General features: G+C 68.2%; 16 protein-coding genes. 6 read left to right on the forward strand and 10 right to left on the reverse strand.

What is annotated here, in order from left to right:
* Positions 1 to 40: 40 nt before the first annotated feature.
* Positions 41 to 793, forward strand: a complete 753-nt coding sequence (gene fabG / locus KBZ12_RS07330) for a 3-oxoacyl-[acyl-carrier-protein] reductase (protein ID WP_254957263.1) — start codon at positions 41 to 43, stop codon at positions 791 to 793.
* On the opposite strand, the gene KBZ12_RS07335 is transcribed toward fabG, so the two are convergent.
* Complete coding sequence (locus KBZ12_RS07335; protein WP_254957348.1) at positions 794 to 1,036, reverse strand: hypothetical protein; 243 nt, start codon at positions 1,034 to 1,036, stop codon at positions 794 to 796. It lies immediately after the preceding gene.
* Between the two features lie 135 nt (positions 1,037 to 1,171).
* Here KBZ12_RS07335 and groL point away from each other — a divergent pair, with 135 nt between their 5' ends.
* Complete coding sequence (groL, locus tag KBZ12_RS07340) at positions 1,172 to 2,830, forward strand: chaperonin GroEL (protein WP_254957264.1); 1,659 nt, start codon at positions 1,172 to 1,174, stop codon at positions 2,828 to 2,830.
* Between the two features lie 18 nt (positions 2,831 to 2,848).
* Here groL and KBZ12_RS07345 read toward each other — a convergent pair whose 3' ends face one another.
* From KBZ12_RS07345 to KBZ12_RS07375, 7 genes are all read right to left on the reverse strand, one after another.
* Positions 2,849 to 3,553, reverse strand: a complete 705-nt coding sequence (locus tag KBZ12_RS07345) for an N-acetylmannosamine-6-phosphate 2-epimerase (RefSeq protein ID WP_254957265.1) — start codon at positions 3,551 to 3,553, stop codon at positions 2,849 to 2,851.
* Positions 3,554 to 3,574: 21 nt separating this feature from the next.
* Complete coding sequence (locus KBZ12_RS07350) at positions 3,575 to 4,051, reverse strand: hypothetical protein (protein ID WP_254957266.1); 477 nt, start codon at positions 4,049 to 4,051, stop codon at positions 3,575 to 3,577.
* 11 nt (positions 4,052 to 4,062) lie between these two features.
* Positions 4,063 to 4,926 (reverse strand): ABC transporter permease, encoded by an 864-nt coding sequence (locus tag KBZ12_RS07355; RefSeq protein ID WP_254957267.1) that lies wholly within the window; start codon positions 4,924 to 4,926, stop codon positions 4,063 to 4,065.
* 22 nt (positions 4,927 to 4,948) lie between these two features.
* Complete coding sequence (locus KBZ12_RS07360; protein WP_254957268.1) at positions 4,949 to 5,971, reverse strand: ABC transporter ATP-binding protein; 1,023 nt, start codon at positions 5,969 to 5,971, stop codon at positions 4,949 to 4,951.
* A gap of 38 nt (positions 5,972 to 6,009) precedes the next feature.
* Positions 6,010 to 7,005 carry a heme o synthase gene (locus KBZ12_RS07365; protein ID WP_254957269.1) on the reverse strand — a complete coding sequence of 332 codons (996 nt, stop codon included), beginning with the start codon at positions 7,003 to 7,005 and terminating at the stop codon, positions 6,010 to 6,012.
* Complete coding sequence (locus KBZ12_RS07370; RefSeq protein ID WP_315859419.1) at positions 6,998 to 7,876, reverse strand: COX15/CtaA family protein; 879 nt, start codon at positions 7,874 to 7,876, stop codon at positions 6,998 to 7,000. The genes KBZ12_RS07365 and KBZ12_RS07370 overlap by 8 nt, the downstream gene beginning before the upstream one ends.
* Before the next feature lie 304 nt (positions 7,877 to 8,180).
* Entirely contained in the window at positions 8,181 to 8,954 is a 774-nt protein-coding gene (locus KBZ12_RS07375) for a hypothetical protein (protein WP_254957271.1), read from the reverse strand.
* A gap of 421 nt (positions 8,955 to 9,375) precedes the next feature.
* Between KBZ12_RS07375 and KBZ12_RS07380 the strand changes: the two genes are divergently transcribed.
* From KBZ12_RS07380 to KBZ12_RS07395, 4 genes are all read left to right on the forward strand, one after another.
* Positions 9,376 to 10,275, forward strand: a complete 900-nt coding sequence (locus KBZ12_RS07380; RefSeq protein WP_254957272.1) for a cytochrome c oxidase subunit II — start codon at positions 9,376 to 9,378, stop codon at positions 10,273 to 10,275.
* Between the two features lie 47 nt (positions 10,276 to 10,322).
* Positions 10,323 to 11,990 (forward strand): cytochrome c oxidase subunit I, encoded by a 1,668-nt coding sequence (gene ctaD / locus KBZ12_RS07385; protein WP_254957273.1) that lies wholly within the window; start codon positions 10,323 to 10,325, stop codon positions 11,988 to 11,990.
* 48 nt (positions 11,991 to 12,038) lie between these two features.
* Positions 12,039 to 12,641 (forward strand): cytochrome c oxidase subunit 3, encoded by a 603-nt coding sequence (locus tag KBZ12_RS07390; RefSeq protein ID WP_254957274.1) that lies wholly within the window; start codon positions 12,039 to 12,041, stop codon positions 12,639 to 12,641.
* Between the two features lie 121 nt (positions 12,642 to 12,762).
* A complete protein-coding gene (locus KBZ12_RS07395; protein ID WP_254957344.1) occupies positions 12,763 to 13,140 on the forward strand; it encodes an AbrB family transcriptional regulator in 378 nt (125 codons plus the stop codon).
* Positions 13,141 to 13,158: 18 nt separating this feature from the next.
* Here the strand turns inward: KBZ12_RS07395 and KBZ12_RS07400 are convergent, their stop codons facing one another.
* Positions 13,159 to 13,758, reverse strand: a complete 600-nt coding sequence (locus tag KBZ12_RS07400) for a DUF308 domain-containing protein (protein WP_254957275.1) — start codon at positions 13,756 to 13,758, stop codon at positions 13,159 to 13,161.
* Positions 13,759 to 13,851: 93 nt separating this feature from the next.
* Positions 13,852 to 14,493: a riboflavin synthase gene (locus KBZ12_RS07405; RefSeq protein ID WP_254957276.1), complete on the reverse strand. Its 642-nt coding sequence runs from the start codon at positions 14,491 to 14,493 to the stop codon at positions 13,852 to 13,854.
* Between the last annotated feature and the right edge of the window lie 68 nt (positions 14,494 to 14,561).

The raw sequence follows: 14,561 nt of genomic DNA on the forward strand, positions 1-14,561 counted from the left end.
ACCGCCAGGCATACGATCGCCACACCCTGCTTCCGCCCCCATGTCCAGCGCCGCTCCCCTCTCCGGTCAGGTCGCCCTGGTGACCGGTGCCAGCCGGGGGATCGGCCGGGCCATCGCCGAGTCCCTGGCGCTGGCCGGAGCCACGGTGGTGGTGAACTACGCCCGCTCCCCCGAAGCCGCCGAAGGGCTGGTGGCCTCGATCACGGCGGCCGGCGGCCAGGCCTGGAGCCACCAGGCGGATGTGGCCGACGAGCAGGCCGTGGAGGCCATGGTGAAGGCGGTGCTGGAGAAGGAAGGGCGCCTCGATGTGCTGGTCAACAACGCCGGCATCACCCGTGACGGCCTGCTGATGCGGATGAAGACCGCCGACTGGCAAAGCGTGATCGACCTCAACCTGACCGGGGTGTTCCTCTGCACCCGCGCCGTCAGCCGCAGCATGCTCAAGGCCCGCAGCGGCCGCATCATCAACATCACCTCGGTGGTGGCCCTGATGGGTAACCCGGGCCAGGCCAACTACAGCGCCGCCAAGGCCGGTGTCATCGGCCTCACCCGCAGCAGCGCCGCCGAATTCGCCAGCCGCGGCATCACGGTGAACGCGGTGGCCCCCGGCTTCATCGACAGCGACATGACCAAGGATCTCGACAAGGAGCCGATCCTGGCGGCCATCCCCCTCGGCCGCATGGGCCAGCCGGAGGAAGTCGCCGGTGCGGTGCGTTTCCTGGCGGCCGATCCGGCGGCGGCCTACATCACCGGCCAGGTGCTGCAGGTGGACGGCGGCATGGTGATGCGCTGATCAGGATTCGGGTGCCAGGGGCTGGCCGAGGTCTTCCCGCAGCTTGCGGATGCGCTGCAGCAGGCGCAGGCGCCGGCTGCGGGCCGTGAGGGTGAGGAACAGCCGGATCGGCACATAGACCAGGGCCATCAGCAGGCCGAGGGCGGCGATCAGCAGAAACACCATGCCGTCGGCGGTGGTGCTGGGTACCAGGGCCGACTCGGTGGCCGCGCTGTCGAGGGTCTGCTGCAGCAGGTCTTCCATGGTGTGAAGGTACCTCCTGCGACGGGGGGCTGCAGCCGACCCTGAACGGGACATTCGGCTTTCCCCACCGATGGGCGGATGCCACCGGCGGGGTCGCCGTGGGACGCTGCGACAGCTGCTCCTACCAACCCGTCGATGGCCAAACTGATCCAGTTCGCCGATGCTTCCCGCGACTCCCTGGAACGGGGCGTCAATGCCCTGGTCGATGCGGTGAAGGTCACCATCGGGCCGAAGGGTCGCAACGTGGTGCTGGAGAAGAAGTTCGGCGCCCCCGACATCGTCAATGACGGCGTCACCATCGCCAAGGAGATCGAGCTGGAGGATCCCTTCGAGAACCTGGGCGCCAAACTGATCCAGCAGGTGGCCTCAAAAACCAAGGACACCGCCGGTGACGGCACCACCACCGCGGCCGTCCTGGCCCAGTCCCTGGTGCATGAGGGCCTGCGCAATGTGGCCGCCGGTGCCAGCCCCGTCGCCCTCCGGCGCGGCATGGAGCAGGCCACCGCCCTGGTGGTGGCCGGTATCGCCGAGCGCTCCCGCGCCGTGGCGGGCGATGCCATCCGCCAGGTGGCCACGGTGAGCGCCGGCAACGACGAGGAAATTGGTCGCATGATCGCCGAGGCGGTGGAGCGGGTGAGCGCCGATGGCGTGATCACCGTGGAGGAATCCAAATCCCTGGCCACCGAACTGGAGGTGACAGAAGGCATGGCCTTCGATCGCGGCTATTCCTCCCCCTATTTCGTCACCGACCAGGACCGGCGCGAATGCGCCTTCGACAATCCCCTGCTGCTGATCACCGATCGCAAGATCAGCACTGTGGTCGACCTCGTGCCAGTGCTCGAGGCCGTCTCCAAGAGCGGCCGGCCCCTGGTGATCCTGGCCGAGGAGGTGGAGGGCGAGGCCCTGGCCACGCTGGTGGTGAACAAGACCCGGGGCGTGCTCCAGGTGGCCGCGGTGCGGGCGCCGGGCTTCGGTGACCGCCGCAAGGCCATGCTCGAGGACATCGCCATCCTCACCGGCGCCACGGTGATCAGCGAGGACCGGGCCATGACGCTGGACAAGGCCACCCTGGCCGACCTCGGCCATGCCCACCGCATCACGATCAGCAAGGACGAAACCACGATCGTGGCGGCCGACGACCAGCGCTCCGCGGTGAGCGATCGGGTGGCCGCGATCAAACGGGAGCTGGAGGCCACCGATTCCGACTACGACCGCGAGAAGCTCAACGAGCGCATCGCCAAGCTGGCCGGCGGCGTGGCGGTAATCAAGGTGGGCGCCCCCACCGAAACCGAACTCCGCAACCGCAAGCTGCGCATCGAGGATGCCCTCAATGCCACCAGGGCGGCGATCGATGAGGGCATCGTCGGCGGCGGCGGCAGCACCCTGGTCGCGCTCAGCGAGGAACTGGGAGCCCTGGCCAGCCGCTGCGACGGCGACATCCGCACCGGGGTGGAGATCGTGCAGCGGGCCCTGGCGGCGCCGGCCCGCCAGATCGCCACCAACGCGGGCGCCAATGGCGATGTGGTGGTGCAGCAGATGCTCAGCCAGGGCAAGGGCTACAACGCCCTGACCGATACCTACGAAGATCTGCTGGCCGCAGGCATCCTGGACGCCGCCAAGGTGGTGCGGCTCGCCCTGCAGGATGCGGTTTCGATCGCCTCGCTGCTGATCACCACCGAAGCCGTGATCGCTGACAAGCCGGAGCCCGCCGCTCCCCCCGCCGGCGATGGCGGCATGGGTGGCATGGGTGGCATGGGTGGCATGGGTGGCATGGGCATGCCCGGCATGATGTGAGGCCGGGTGAGCCGACGCTCAGCCGGCCATGGCCCGCACGTAGGCGGCCACCTGCAGATCCACCCCGGTGATCGCCGTTCCCACCACGACGGCATCGGCACCACGGTTCAGGGCACGGGACGCCTCCTGGCTGGAGGCAATCCCGCCTTCGCAGATCAGCGCCACCGCCTCGGGGAGGTCGCGCCGCAACGGCCCCAGCAGGTCCCAGGCCGGAGGTTGCAGCGAGGCGGTGGCCTCGGTGTAGCCATAGAGGGTGGTGCCGACCCATTGGCAACCCAGGGCCGCCGCCCGCAGACCGTTCGCCGCGCTGTCCACATCCGCCATCAGCGGAGCGCCCAGATCCGTGCGGGTGCGCCTGATCAGGTCCTCCAGCGCCTGGCCATCGGGGCGTGGACGCTCGGTGGCATCGATGGCCACCACATCAGCTCCAGCCGCCCAGACGGCACGGATCTCCTCCCAGCCGGGGGTGATGTACACGGCGCTGTCCGGGAATGGGCGCTTCCAGAGCCCCACGATCAGGGCCCCGGGGCAGCGGCGGCGCACCGCGCCGATGTGCTCTGGACTCTCGAGCCGCACCCCGGCGGCCCCCTGGCGCAGGCTGGCCTCCGCCATCGCGGCGATCACGGCCGGATCGCGCATGGGCGAACCCTCCGGTGCCTGCACCGACACGATCAGGCGGCCGTTCAGGGCGGCGCGTTCAGGCAGGGGACGGGACGACAGCATGGACGGCTGCAAAAGGGATGATCAGCTGGCGCGGCGATGCTGGGGAGCGCCGGAGAGCCAGGAGCGCAACCCGGCCAGGGTGGAGGGCGCCGGGGCCGGGGGTGTGCCCGGGGGAAGGACGCTGAGGCGGGAGGCCTCGGGCAGGGACCTCGCCGCCAATACGGGCTCGGGGACCAGCGCGACAGGCACCGGCGGCGTCGAGAAGGCCGCTTCCAGGGCCGCAAAGGCATCGTCCACGCCAGCAGCCATGGGCTTGAGGTGATCCGACCCAGGGGCGGTGGGGGCAACGGCCGGTCCCTCCAGGTGTTGGCGGAGCCACTCGCCGGCCTCGCTGCCCTGCTGGGCGATCAGGGGGCCGGTGCGGAACTGCTCAAGGGAACCCACCCCGTGGCGGTGGGCCCACTGGCGGATCAGACGGGCCGTGGCGGTGGCATCCCTGCGGTGGACGGCCTCAAGCAGCAGGTTGGAGAGCTCGGGCCGGGAGGGGGGCAGGGACACGGGGCGGGGCGTCAGGTGAGCTTGCGATCCAGCATCGGGCGGATCAGCAGGAACAGACCGGCGGCCAGGCCCGCCAGGATGGCCAGGCAGGTGAGGGCCGAGAGGGATCCGTAGGGAGCCACCAGCACCACGTCGGTGAGGTGGAAGGATCCCGCGTAGGCAGCGCGGATCGGTTCAATCGCGAAGGTAAGGGGATTCAGGGCCGCCAGCCAGCCCAGCCAGGGGGGCATGAAGGAAATCGGCGCCAGGGCGGTGCTGGCGAACAGAAGCGGCAGGTTGGCCACGAAGATCACCGCGATCAGCTCGATGTGGCCCGGCAGGGCGAAGGCCAGGCCGAGGCTGAGGGCGGTGACGGCGAAGACCAGCAGCAGCAGGGTGACCAGCACCAGCAGCAACCCCGCCCCTCCGGGCCAGCCGTAGCCCAGCAGGGCCGCCGTGCCCATGATCGCCAGGCTCTGCACCAGGCTCAGGCTGGTGATGTAGAGCACCGAGGCGAAGACGATCGAACTGCGGGAGCGCAGCGGCGCCACCAGCAGCCGGTTGAGGAAGCCGAACTCCCGGTCGAACATCACCGGCAGACCGGCATTGAGAGCGGCACTGAAGGCCGTGAACACGATCACCCCGGCCCCCAGGAAGCGGCCGTAGCTGATGCCCCCGGGCAGCAGACCCTCCGGGGCATTGGCGAACAGGGCCCCGAACAGGACCAGCCAGATCAATGGCTGCAGCACCCCCGCCACGAGGGTGGATGGACGGCGGGCCAGCTGAACAAACAGACGCCGGGTGAGGGCGAGGGTCTCCTGGGAGATCTCGGCGAAGGCCGAGGGCTCCGTGCTGGCGGAGGGGACGGGGGCGAGGGAAGGGCTGGCGCTGGTCATGGGGAATCAGGGAATCGGGTCGTCATCGCATCGACTGCTTGCGTTCCTCCTTGAGGTCCCGGCGACCCGCCACGGAGAGTTCCGCGTCGCTCAGGGTGCGGCCGGTGGCCTGAAGGTAGACATCATCGAGGCTGGGGCGGCTCTGGGCCAGGGCGAACACCGGCAGCTGGGCCTCGGCCAGCTGCTGCCGCAGGGTCTCCACCACGCCGCTGTCCTCCACCACCAGGTTGAGGGAATAGCCCTGGGCCCGGTTGACCACCACCTGGCGGACGCCGCGGCAGGCCGCGAGGAGATCCCGCACCCGGGACGCCTCCTGCTCATCGCTGAATTCCCGCACCCGCAGCGTCACCCGGTCGCCGCCAAGGGCGCCCTTGAGGGCGGCGGGCGTGCCTTCAGCGATCACCCGGCCGCCGTCAATGATGGCCAGGCGGTCGGCCAGGGCATCCACCTCCTCGAGGTAATGGCTGCTGAGCAGCACCGTGGTGCCCTGGTCGCGCAGTTGCTGCAGCACCTGCCAGATGGTGGCGCGGCTTTCGATGTCAAGGCCCACGGTGGGTTCATCCAGCACCAGCACCCGGGGCCGGTGCAGCAGCCCGGCGGCCAGGTCGAGGCGCCGGCGCATGCCGCCGGAGTAGCTGCCACAGCGGCGGTCGATCCAGGCCTCCATGGCGAGGAGCTCGATCAGCTCGGCGGTGCGGGCCAGGCGGTCGGCAGCTCCCATGTGATGGAGATCCGCCTGGAGGTGGAGCAGCTCCCTGCCGCTGAGGATCTTGTCGATCGCCACATCCTGGGCGACATAGCCGAGCAGGCGCCGGACCGCGCGGGGTTCGGCCAGGGCATCCACCCCGGCCACCTGGACCTGACCGGCATCGGGAGCCAGCAGGGTGCAGAGAATGCGCAGGGCCGTGGTCTTGCCGGCGCCGTTGGGGCCGAGCAGTCCGTAGAGGGAGCCCGCCGGCACACTCAGGGAGAGGTCGTCCAGGGCCTGCACCGGCTCAACCTTGCGGCCGCCGAAACGCTTGCTGAGGTGCTGGAGCTCGATCAAGCCGGGATCAATCGCGAAGGGCCGGAAGCCTGGTCAATCTAGGCAGCAGCCGTGGGGGTCAAGTGGAACGCGGCGGCCACCAGGGCGCCCGGAGCGCCGGCGGTGGCCAGGGGGGTGCGCGCCAGCACCAGCAGCAAACAGATGCCGAAGAGGTAGAAAATCGACCAGCGGAACATGCTGCGGGCCCGGCGGGGATCGCCGGGGTCCTCAAGCAGGCTGGCGCTGAGCTGCAGCAGCCTGGCATTGAAGGGAAGCACCAGCAGGCCGTAGAGCCAGCCGCCGCTGGGCAGGGCAACCACGCCGGCCAGACTCATGGCCACAGTCACCCAGCTATAGCGGCGGATCGCCTCGGCCGTGACCTCCAGGCCCTTCACCACCGGCAGCATCGGGATGCCCACAGAGCGGTAATCCTCATACAGGAGCAGCGCCAGGGCCCAGAAATGGGCGGGGGTCCACACCATCACCAGAGTGAACAGCCACCAGCTGCTCCAGCCCAGGTGGCCGGTGGCGGCAGCCGCCCCCACCAGGGGGGGAATGGCTCCGGCGATGCCGCCGATGACGATGTTCTGGGTGGTGCGGGGTTTGAGCAGGGCCGTGTAGAGCAGCACGTAACTGCACAGCCCCAGCAGGGCCAGGGAGGCGGCCAGGGCGTTCACCCCCAGGACAAGCACCAGCACCGAGGCGACCGTGAGACCGACGGCCAGGGCAAAGGCCTGCCGCTGGGCCAGCCGGCCCGACGGCAGCGCCCGGCGACTGGTCCGCTGCATGCGGCCGTCGAGTTCCTGCTCCCAGAGGCAGTTGAGGACACCGGCCGCCGCCGAGGCCATCGAGCCACCCACCAGGGTGCAGACCAGCCGCAGCGGATCCAGCGGCCAGGCGGCGGTGAGGGCCATGCCGCCCACCGTGGTCGCCAGCAGCAGCGGGATCAGCCGCGGCTTGGCCACCTCAAGCAAGGCCGGCAACTTCACCGAAGGTCGGATCGCGGCCGGCGGAGGGGACGCGGCGATGGCCGACACGGCGCTGACACTAACCATGGGCCACCTCAAGACGGGAAGGAACGGAAGGGGGTTGAAACGACAATCCCCAGAGGCCACCGAGCACTCCCACCAGCAGGGCGGCGGTGAGCTGGTGGGCCACGGTGACGGCGGGGACGGCCAGCTGGAGCCGCAGGGTGAAGACCCCGAGGGCCACCTGGACCGCCACCAGCGCGGCGGCGGCCAGGGCCAGGCCCTGGAGCCGCCGATGGCCGGACGGCAGGGCCAGGGAGCTGGCGGCCAGCAGCAGCACCGCGAAGGCCGCCGGATAGGCCCCCTGGCGGTGCAGCAGCAGCCAGCGGCAACCCTCGCCGGCCTGGACACAGAGATCGGCGGCCCAGCGGCTGGCCATGGCACCACCCAGCAGGCACTGGGTGCCGACGAGCAGGGCCGCCAGAACGGCCAAGGGGGCCCACCAGCGCGGCAGATCGCCGGCAGCCTCCGGTTCAGGAGGCTCCAGGCCCTGGTGCATGGCGCTCAGCAGCAGCACCAGGCTGAGGGCGGTGGCCAGGTGCAGGGTGACGGTGGGGGCAGCCAGCTGGCTGAGCACCGTGAGGGCCCCGAGTCCGCCTTGCACTGCCACCATCGCCAGGGCCAGACCGGAGCTCCAGGGCAGCCATCCCGGGAAGCGGGCCCGGAACCGCAGGCTGAGGGCGAAGAGGAGCAGGAGGGCGACCCCCACCAGGAAGGCGTCGAGGCGGTGGAACCACTCCAGGAACACCTGAAGGTTCCACTGGCGGCCCGGCCAGAGCACGCCATAACACAGGGGCCAGTCCGGGCAGGCCAGGCCCGCCTCCATCACCCGGGTGGCACCGCCGATGGCCACAAGGGCCACCAGGGCGACCACGAGGTGGGCGGTGAGCAGGGGCACCAGGCGAACGACCCAACCGGCCCCGCTGGTGGACCGAGGACGGGGTAGGGGTTGCGCGGAGGGCGCCACGGCCATGAATCAGGTGCTCTCTGAGAACCCAAGTTAGCGGTGATCGAAAGATGTGCGAATCAGCACATCGTGCGAAATGAATGTGAAATTTCTCCGAAATTGCTTTGCTGGCAACATCGAACACACGGCGCCGTGCTCGGGCTTGCCTTATCGAACGCACCTTCGCCGGGGATGGACCGGCACTGGGACCGACCCCTGACCGACAGGCCAGGGGGGGGGCTCCGGTGATGCCGGGTCAGCGACTCGGAGGCTGGTGCCCCCCCCGATTGGAACGGGACGGCGGTAAGGCCCTTCCTGTGCCGGGCCTGCTGTGGAAGCGGCCCAGGATCAGGGCAATGAGGATGGCGATGTAGAGCTGGCCGGAAATGGTGATCACCACCGTGATCACTTGCCCGGTCACGTCGCTGCTGCGCAGCACCGCCGATCCCACGGTGGTCAGGATCATGAACGAGGCGGCCATCAGCGCCGGCGCCATCGCCACGGCGTCAACGTTGCGATCCTGAAGCACCGGCAGGGCAGCAAGGTCGAAGGCGCCCGGATGCAGGACCCACAGGGCCACCAGCATCACCCCACCGGCGATGCCGACCAGGAGATAGCCGGAGGTGGCCCCCATCACCACGGCGAGCGTCACGAAGGGCTCCCGCACCAGGGTCTTCACCTTGCGCATCACGGCCAGCAGAAAGAACAGCAGCCAGGCGATCACATGCGGCACCGTGATGAGGCGCCCCAGCGGTGGATCGAAGGCCAGGGCCAGATGCCACACCCCCTCCAGGGCGAGCGCCAGGCCACCGAAGCCGTACACCAATGGCCGGGTGCTGATCAGGGGTGAGTACCGCGTCACCGTGGTGATCAACACCACCGCCAGGCTGGTCAGTAGCAGGGAGAGCAGCCAGACCTGCGACTGACAGAACGGCAGCGCCAGGATCAGCAGGACCTCGGTGGCGAGGGTGAGGATGTAGCCGCGATGGCGGTGGCGGAGCCTCTGGATCTGCTCATGGGTGAAGGGCATGGCGGCTCCGCTCAAGGGCGGCTCGGGGTGTGAGGCACCTCGCAATCAAAGGATCCCGGCAACCGATCGCCCACAGCTGGGCGAGGGTGCGGATCATGGTTGCCGTGGCTTCAGCCGCTGCCCAGGGCTGAAGGCGGAATGACGCCACAGGAACGCTGGTGGCACGGACGGGGGCCAACGGCGCCGGCAGGGCAGCGGGGGAGGTGCCCATGGACGGGGGCTTTGGCGGTGGCCTTGAGGGGCAAGGAAGTTTGGAGGCATTGAAAGATGTGCGAATCAGCACATCGCGCGAACTGAATGTGAAATTTCTCCGAAATTGCTTTTCTGGCTACAACAAACGCACGGCCCGCGAACGGCCTTCCATAAGCTGTTGAGGCCAGGGCCCTCCCACCCTCCCGACAGCCGTCCCGCAGCCGCCGCCGTGCCGATTCCCTCCTCCCTGGTCACCCTCCTGGTGGGCATGGCTCTCGTCCTGTCCGGCCTCTGGGTGGGCTACAACGTCAACCTCCTGCCCCTCGACGCCAGCGTCAACGCACCTGTCTACGACTCGTTGTTCCGGGTGCTGTTCAGCATCGGCACGATCCTGTTCCTGGGCATCGTGGGTCTGGTGGTGTTCAGCCTGGTACGGTTCCGCCGGCGGGCCGGCGACCACACCGACGGGCTGGCCATCGAGGGGAACCTGCTGCTGGAGATCGTCTGGACGGCGATCCCCGCCATCGTGGTGCTGTTCGTGGGCATCTACAGCTACGACATCTACGAGCGGATGGGTGGCATGAGCAGCCTCAACGACCATTCCGCCATGCACCGGATGCCAGCGATGGAAACCATGGAGGCCTCCGTCAGCACGGCCGGTGCTGGAGCTGACCCCATGGCAGGCACCGCTCTGAAGGCCCCCCGCGTCTGGGGGGGCATCGGCACCGGTGGCGGCGAAACCAATGTCCTGCCGGTGGAGGTGACGGCCATGCAATTCGCGTTCATCTTCCACTACCCGGAAGGGGACATCACCAGCGGCGAGCTGCACGTGCCCAATGGCCGGCCGGTGGAGCTGCGCATGAAGGCCAACGACGTGATCCACGCCTTCTGGGTACCCCAGTTCCGGCTCAAGCAGGACGTGATCCCCGGCCAGCCCACCGTGCTCACCTTCACCCCCACCAAGGCGGGCAGTTACCCGATCATCTGCGCCGAACTCTGTGGTCCGTACCACGGCGGCATGCGCTCCACCGTGGTGGTGCACGAGCCGGATGCCTACGACGCCTGGCTGCGGAAGAACAGTCCCGTGACGGCCACGGTCGCCAGCGCCCCGAGCACCCCCACCGCCTGATCGTCTGCTCACCTGCTTTCTTCCCCCGCCCGATCCTTCCAGACTCGATGACCGTCGCTTCCCCCAACGACTTCCAGGACAGCCTCCAGCCCCAGGGCTGGCTGCGCTACTTCAGCTTCAGCCTCGACCACAAGGTGATCGGCATCCAATATCTGGTGACCGGCTTCATTTTCTATTTCATCGGTGGTGCCCTGGCCGGGGTGATCCGGGCCGAGCTGGCCAGCCCGATCTCCGATTTTGTCAGCCGCGAAACCTACAACGAAGTTCTCACGCTGCACGGCACCGTGATGATCTTCCTGTGGATCGTGCCTGTGGTGAATGGTGGTTTCGGCAATTACCTGATTCCCTTCTATGTGGGTGCCAGGGACATGGCCTTCCCCAGGCTGAACGCTGTGGCCTTCTGGATGATTCCACCGGCCGGGATTCTGCTGATCGGCAGCTATTTCATCACCGGAGCCGCCCAGTCCGGCTGGACCGCCTACCCACCCCTTAGCATCACCACCCCGGCCCTGGGGCAGGTGGTCTGGATCGTGAGCGTGCTGCTGCTGGGGGGCAGCTCCATCTTCGGTGGCATCAACTTCATCGCCACCGTGCTCAAGCTGCGGCGACCGGGGCTGAAGCTGATGCAGCTGCCGATGTACTGCTGGGCGATGCTCGGCACCAGTATCCTGGTGGTGCTATCCACCCCCGTGCTGGCCGGCACCCTGCTGCTGCTCAGCTTCGACATCGTCGCCCACACGGGCTTCTTCAACCCGGCCCTGGGCGGCAACGTGGTGGTCTACCAGCACCTCTTCTGGTTCTATTCCCACCCGGCGGTGTACATCATGGTGCTGCCGGCCTTCGGCCTGGTGAGCGAAATTCTGCCCATCCACGCCCGCAAGCCCCTGTTCGGCTACACCACGATGGTGTACTCAATCATGGCCATCGTTGTGCTGGGTCTGGTGGTCTGGGCCCACCATATGTTCACCAGCGGCACGCCCCCCTGGATGCGCCTGTTCTTCACGATCGCCACCTCGTTCATCGCCGTGCCGACCGGCATCAAGTTCTTCAACTGGCTGGCCACCCTCTGGGGTGGGAAGCTGGCCCTGAACAGCGCCATGCTGTTTTCCTGCGCCTTCATCGTCAATTTCGTGTTCGGTGGGATCACCGGCGTGGCCCTGGCCCAGGTTCCCTTCGACATCCACGTGCATGACACCTATTTCGTGGTTGGTCACTTCCACTACATCGTCTATGGCGGCACGGTGTTCGTGATCTTCGCCTCCATTTATCACTGGTATCCGAAGTTCACCGGCCGGATGCTGAATGAGGATCTGGGCCGCCTGCATTTTCTGCTCACCTTCGTGGGCTTCAACCTCTGCTTCGCCCCCCAGCACTGGCTCGGTCTGAACGGCATGCCCCGCCGGGTGGCTGAATACGACCCCAGCTTCACCACCCTCAACCAGATCAGCAGTGTGGGGGCCCTGCTGATGGCCATCAGCAGCCTGCCCTTCCTCTACAACGTGCTGGTGAGCGCCTTCCGGGGCCAGGTGGCTGGCGACAACCCCTGGAACGCCCTCACCCCTGAGTGGCTCACCTCCTCGCCGCCACCGGTGGAGAACTGGGTCGGTGCAGCGCCGCTGGTGGAACACCCTTACGGTTATGGCGTTGACGAAGACACCCTCAGCCTGGAGGCCGCCACCGGCAGGGACCTCTGGAGCGGCACCGGTCGCCGCTGATCACCCCCCACCAGCTTCCCCACCCCGCCGTCTCCTGTCCGTCGTCCCATGACCAGCCTCGCCACCAGCACCAGCGCCGTCGAAGCGGTCACCGACGAGGCCCACGGGGGCCATGCGGATCTGAGGCTTTTCGGCCTGGCCACCTTTCTGGTGGCCGACGGCATGACCTTCGCGGGCTTCTTCGCCGCCTATCTCACCTTCCGGGCGGTCAATCCCCTGCCGGCGGGCTCCACCTATGAGCTGGAACTGCTGCTGCCATCGATCAACACCATGCTGCTGCTGGTGAGCAGCTACACCTTCCACCGCTCCGGCCGCAATCTGCTGCTGGGTCGGATGGGGCCCTGCCGCAACTGGCTGCTGCTCACCGCTGGCCTCGGAGCCGCCTTCCTGGCCGGGCAGATGGTGGAGTACTTCACCCTGCCCTTCGGCCTCACCGACAACCTCTTCGCCAGCACCTTCTATGCCCTGACGGGCTTTCACGGGCTGCACGTCACCCTCGGGGTGATCTGCATCCTCCTGGTCTGGTTCCAGACCCGCAACGGCGGTCGCGTCACCAGCGCCGCGCCCTTCGGACTGGAGGCCGCCGAGCTCTACTGGCACTTCGTCGACGGCATCTGGGTGGTCCTATACGGGATTCTTTACCTGCTCTGATTCCCTGACTGTTGCCTATTCAGCACAACGATCGGCACAATCAATTCAGAAGTCTGCGTCTAACCGGCTGATGGGTGCCCAGAAAGGACCAGCCAATGAGGACAACACAGGCGGAACCGTGATGCTGGAGGGCCAGGCGTTGCTGGAGAGGGCCCGTTCGCTCAGCAACCGGCCGGAGGACCAGATCGCCCGGGCCTGCGGCTATGTGGGTCCGAGCGGCAGGGTGCTCAAGAAGAATTTCTACCGAGCCCTGGTGGCGGCCAAGGGCTACACCCTGCCCTCGGGTAGCACCGGCGGCAGCGGTACCAGTGGCGTCGGGAAGGGACGTCAGGCCGAATTTCGCACCCGCGTGCACGGCAACGGCAACCTGCTGATCGGCCAGGCCTATACCCGGCGCATGGGGCTGGAACCGGGTCAGGAGTTCAGAATCGAGATCCACAAGGAAACCGGTTCGATCTGGCTGCTGCCCCTCGATGGCGCCGGCGACGCCCTCTCCTGAGCCGGGCCCTGCGCGCCGTCAGTCCTCTTCGGGGTGGAAGCTGGCGCTGAAGCGCAGCAGGTCGATGCCGCTGAACAGGAAGCTGATCCCCACCAGGGTGCCCACCACCCAAAGCAGGCTCCAGAATTTGAGCGTGAGGATCAGCAGGCCCAAGGCCAGCGTCACCAGACCATTCACCAGCCCCCAGCGCCAACCGGCGATGTGACGGTGGGAGGTGGCCACCAGGGCCTCCACCACCCCCTCCACCACAAACACCACGCCGATGGCCAGGGCCAGCCCAGCCATCGGAATCGCCGCCGCCGCCGGGCCGGCGGCCATCTGCTGGATCATCCACACCCCCAGGACCAGGAACAGGGTGGAGGTCACCAGACGCCAGAAGGTGACGGCCTTGCTCAGCCCCGGGGAGCGCAACAGGGAGCTGATCCACCCCACCAGGCCTCCCACCAGGAAGGCGATGGCCACCACGGCGGTGACCCACTTGGAGGCCAGCACGGGAAACACGAGGGCCAGCACCCCCAGCACCAGGAGCATCACCCCCTCCGCCAGGGTGAACGCGCGCAGGGCCGCTCCCATGGCCTGGCGGGAGGACGGGGCTTCGGGGGTGAGCATCGGTGCCATTGGCGCTGTCGTCAGCGTGACAAGGGAGCCCGCCACTGACCACGGCCGTTGATGACTCGCAGCATGTGAAGGTCTGGGTCGCGCAACGGCTCCCTAACCCCAGCCGTGTTCGGCCAACCAGGCGGAGGAGAGGGTGGCCTCCGGCGGCGCCATCCCGGTCGTCCGCAGCAGCCGCTCGGTGTACTTGGCCAGCAGATCGGCCTCCAGGTTGACCGTCTCTCCCACCCGGCGTCCCGCCAGGGTGGTGCCGTTCCAGGTGGTGGGAATCACGGCGATCCAGAAGCGGCTGCCGTCGGCCTCGCAGCCGGCCACCGTGAGGCTGATGCCATCCAGGGCCACGCTCGCCTTCTCGCACACATAACGGCCGTAGGCGGGATCCTGCCAGGCGACCTCCAGCAGCCAGGCGTCCGGCTGCCGCTGGATGGCGGTGATCTCGCCGAGGCCATCGACGTGACCGCTCACCAGGTGGCCGCCGAGACGGTCGACCAGACGCAGGGCCGGCTCCAGGTTCACCCAGCCTCCGCCGGCGGCCCGTTCGGCCAGGGTGCTGCGGCCCAGGGTCTCCTGGCTGACATCGGCCCGGAAGCCATCGGCGAACAGCTCGGCCACCGTGAGGCAGACCCCATCGACGGCAACGCTGTCCCCCAGGGCCAGGGGTCCGAGGTCCGTGCGCACCCGCACACCGGCCGGACTCCGCTCCAGCCTGCCGATGGCCTGTACCAGTCCGGTGAACATCCCCTGAGGCGGCGGCACTGGCCATAATCGTTTCACGGGAACCATCACGTGCGAGGAGCGGGCCCGAC

It is taken from the genome of Cyanobium sp. Cruz CV13-4-11, from assembly GCF_024346055.1.
Classification (GTDB): Bacteria; Cyanobacteriota; Cyanobacteriia; order PCC-6307; family Cyanobiaceae; genus Cyanobium.

Bases quoted from the DNA above. Each gene is read 5' to 3' on its own strand.
- fabG (WP_254957263.1), top strand. From the start codon at position 41: ATGTCCAGCGCCGCTCCCCTCTCCGGTCAGGTCGCCCTGGTGACCGGT.
- KBZ12_RS07335 (WP_254957348.1), bottom strand. From the start codon at position 1,036: ATGGAAGACCTGCTGCAGCAGACCCTCGACAGCGCGGCCACCGAGTCG.
- groL (WP_254957264.1), top strand. From the start codon at position 1,172: ATGGCCAAACTGATCCAGTTCGCCGATGCTTCCCGCGACTCCCTGGAA.
- KBZ12_RS07345 (WP_254957265.1), bottom strand. From the start codon at position 3,553: ATGCTGTCGTCCCGTCCCCTGCCTGAACGCGCCGCCCTGAACGGCCGC.
- KBZ12_RS07355 (WP_254957267.1), bottom strand. From the start codon at position 4,926: ATGACCAGCGCCAGCCCTTCCCTCGCCCCCGTCCCCTCCGCCAGCACG.
- KBZ12_RS07365 (WP_254957269.1), bottom strand. From the start codon at position 7,005: ATGGTTAGTGTCAGCGCCGTGTCGGCCATCGCCGCGTCCCCTCCGCCG.
- KBZ12_RS07375 (WP_254957271.1), bottom strand. From the start codon at position 8,954: ATGCCCTTCACCCATGAGCAGATCCAGAGGCTCCGCCACCGCCATCGC.
- ctaD (WP_254957273.1), top strand. From the start codon at position 10,323: ATGACCGTCGCTTCCCCCAACGACTTCCAGGACAGCCTCCAGCCCCAG.
- KBZ12_RS07390 (WP_254957274.1), top strand. From the start codon at position 12,039: ATGACCAGCCTCGCCACCAGCACCAGCGCCGTCGAAGCGGTCACCGAC.
- KBZ12_RS07395 (WP_254957344.1), top strand. From the start codon at position 12,763: ATGCTGGAGGGCCAGGCGTTGCTGGAGAGGGCCCGTTCGCTCAGCAAC.
- KBZ12_RS07400 (WP_254957275.1), bottom strand. From the start codon at position 13,758: ATGGCACCGATGCTCACCCCCGAAGCCCCGTCCTCCCGCCAGGCCATG.
- KBZ12_RS07405 (WP_254957276.1), bottom strand. From the start codon at position 14,493: ATGTTCACCGGACTGGTACAGGCCATCGGCAGGCTGGAGCGGAGTCCG.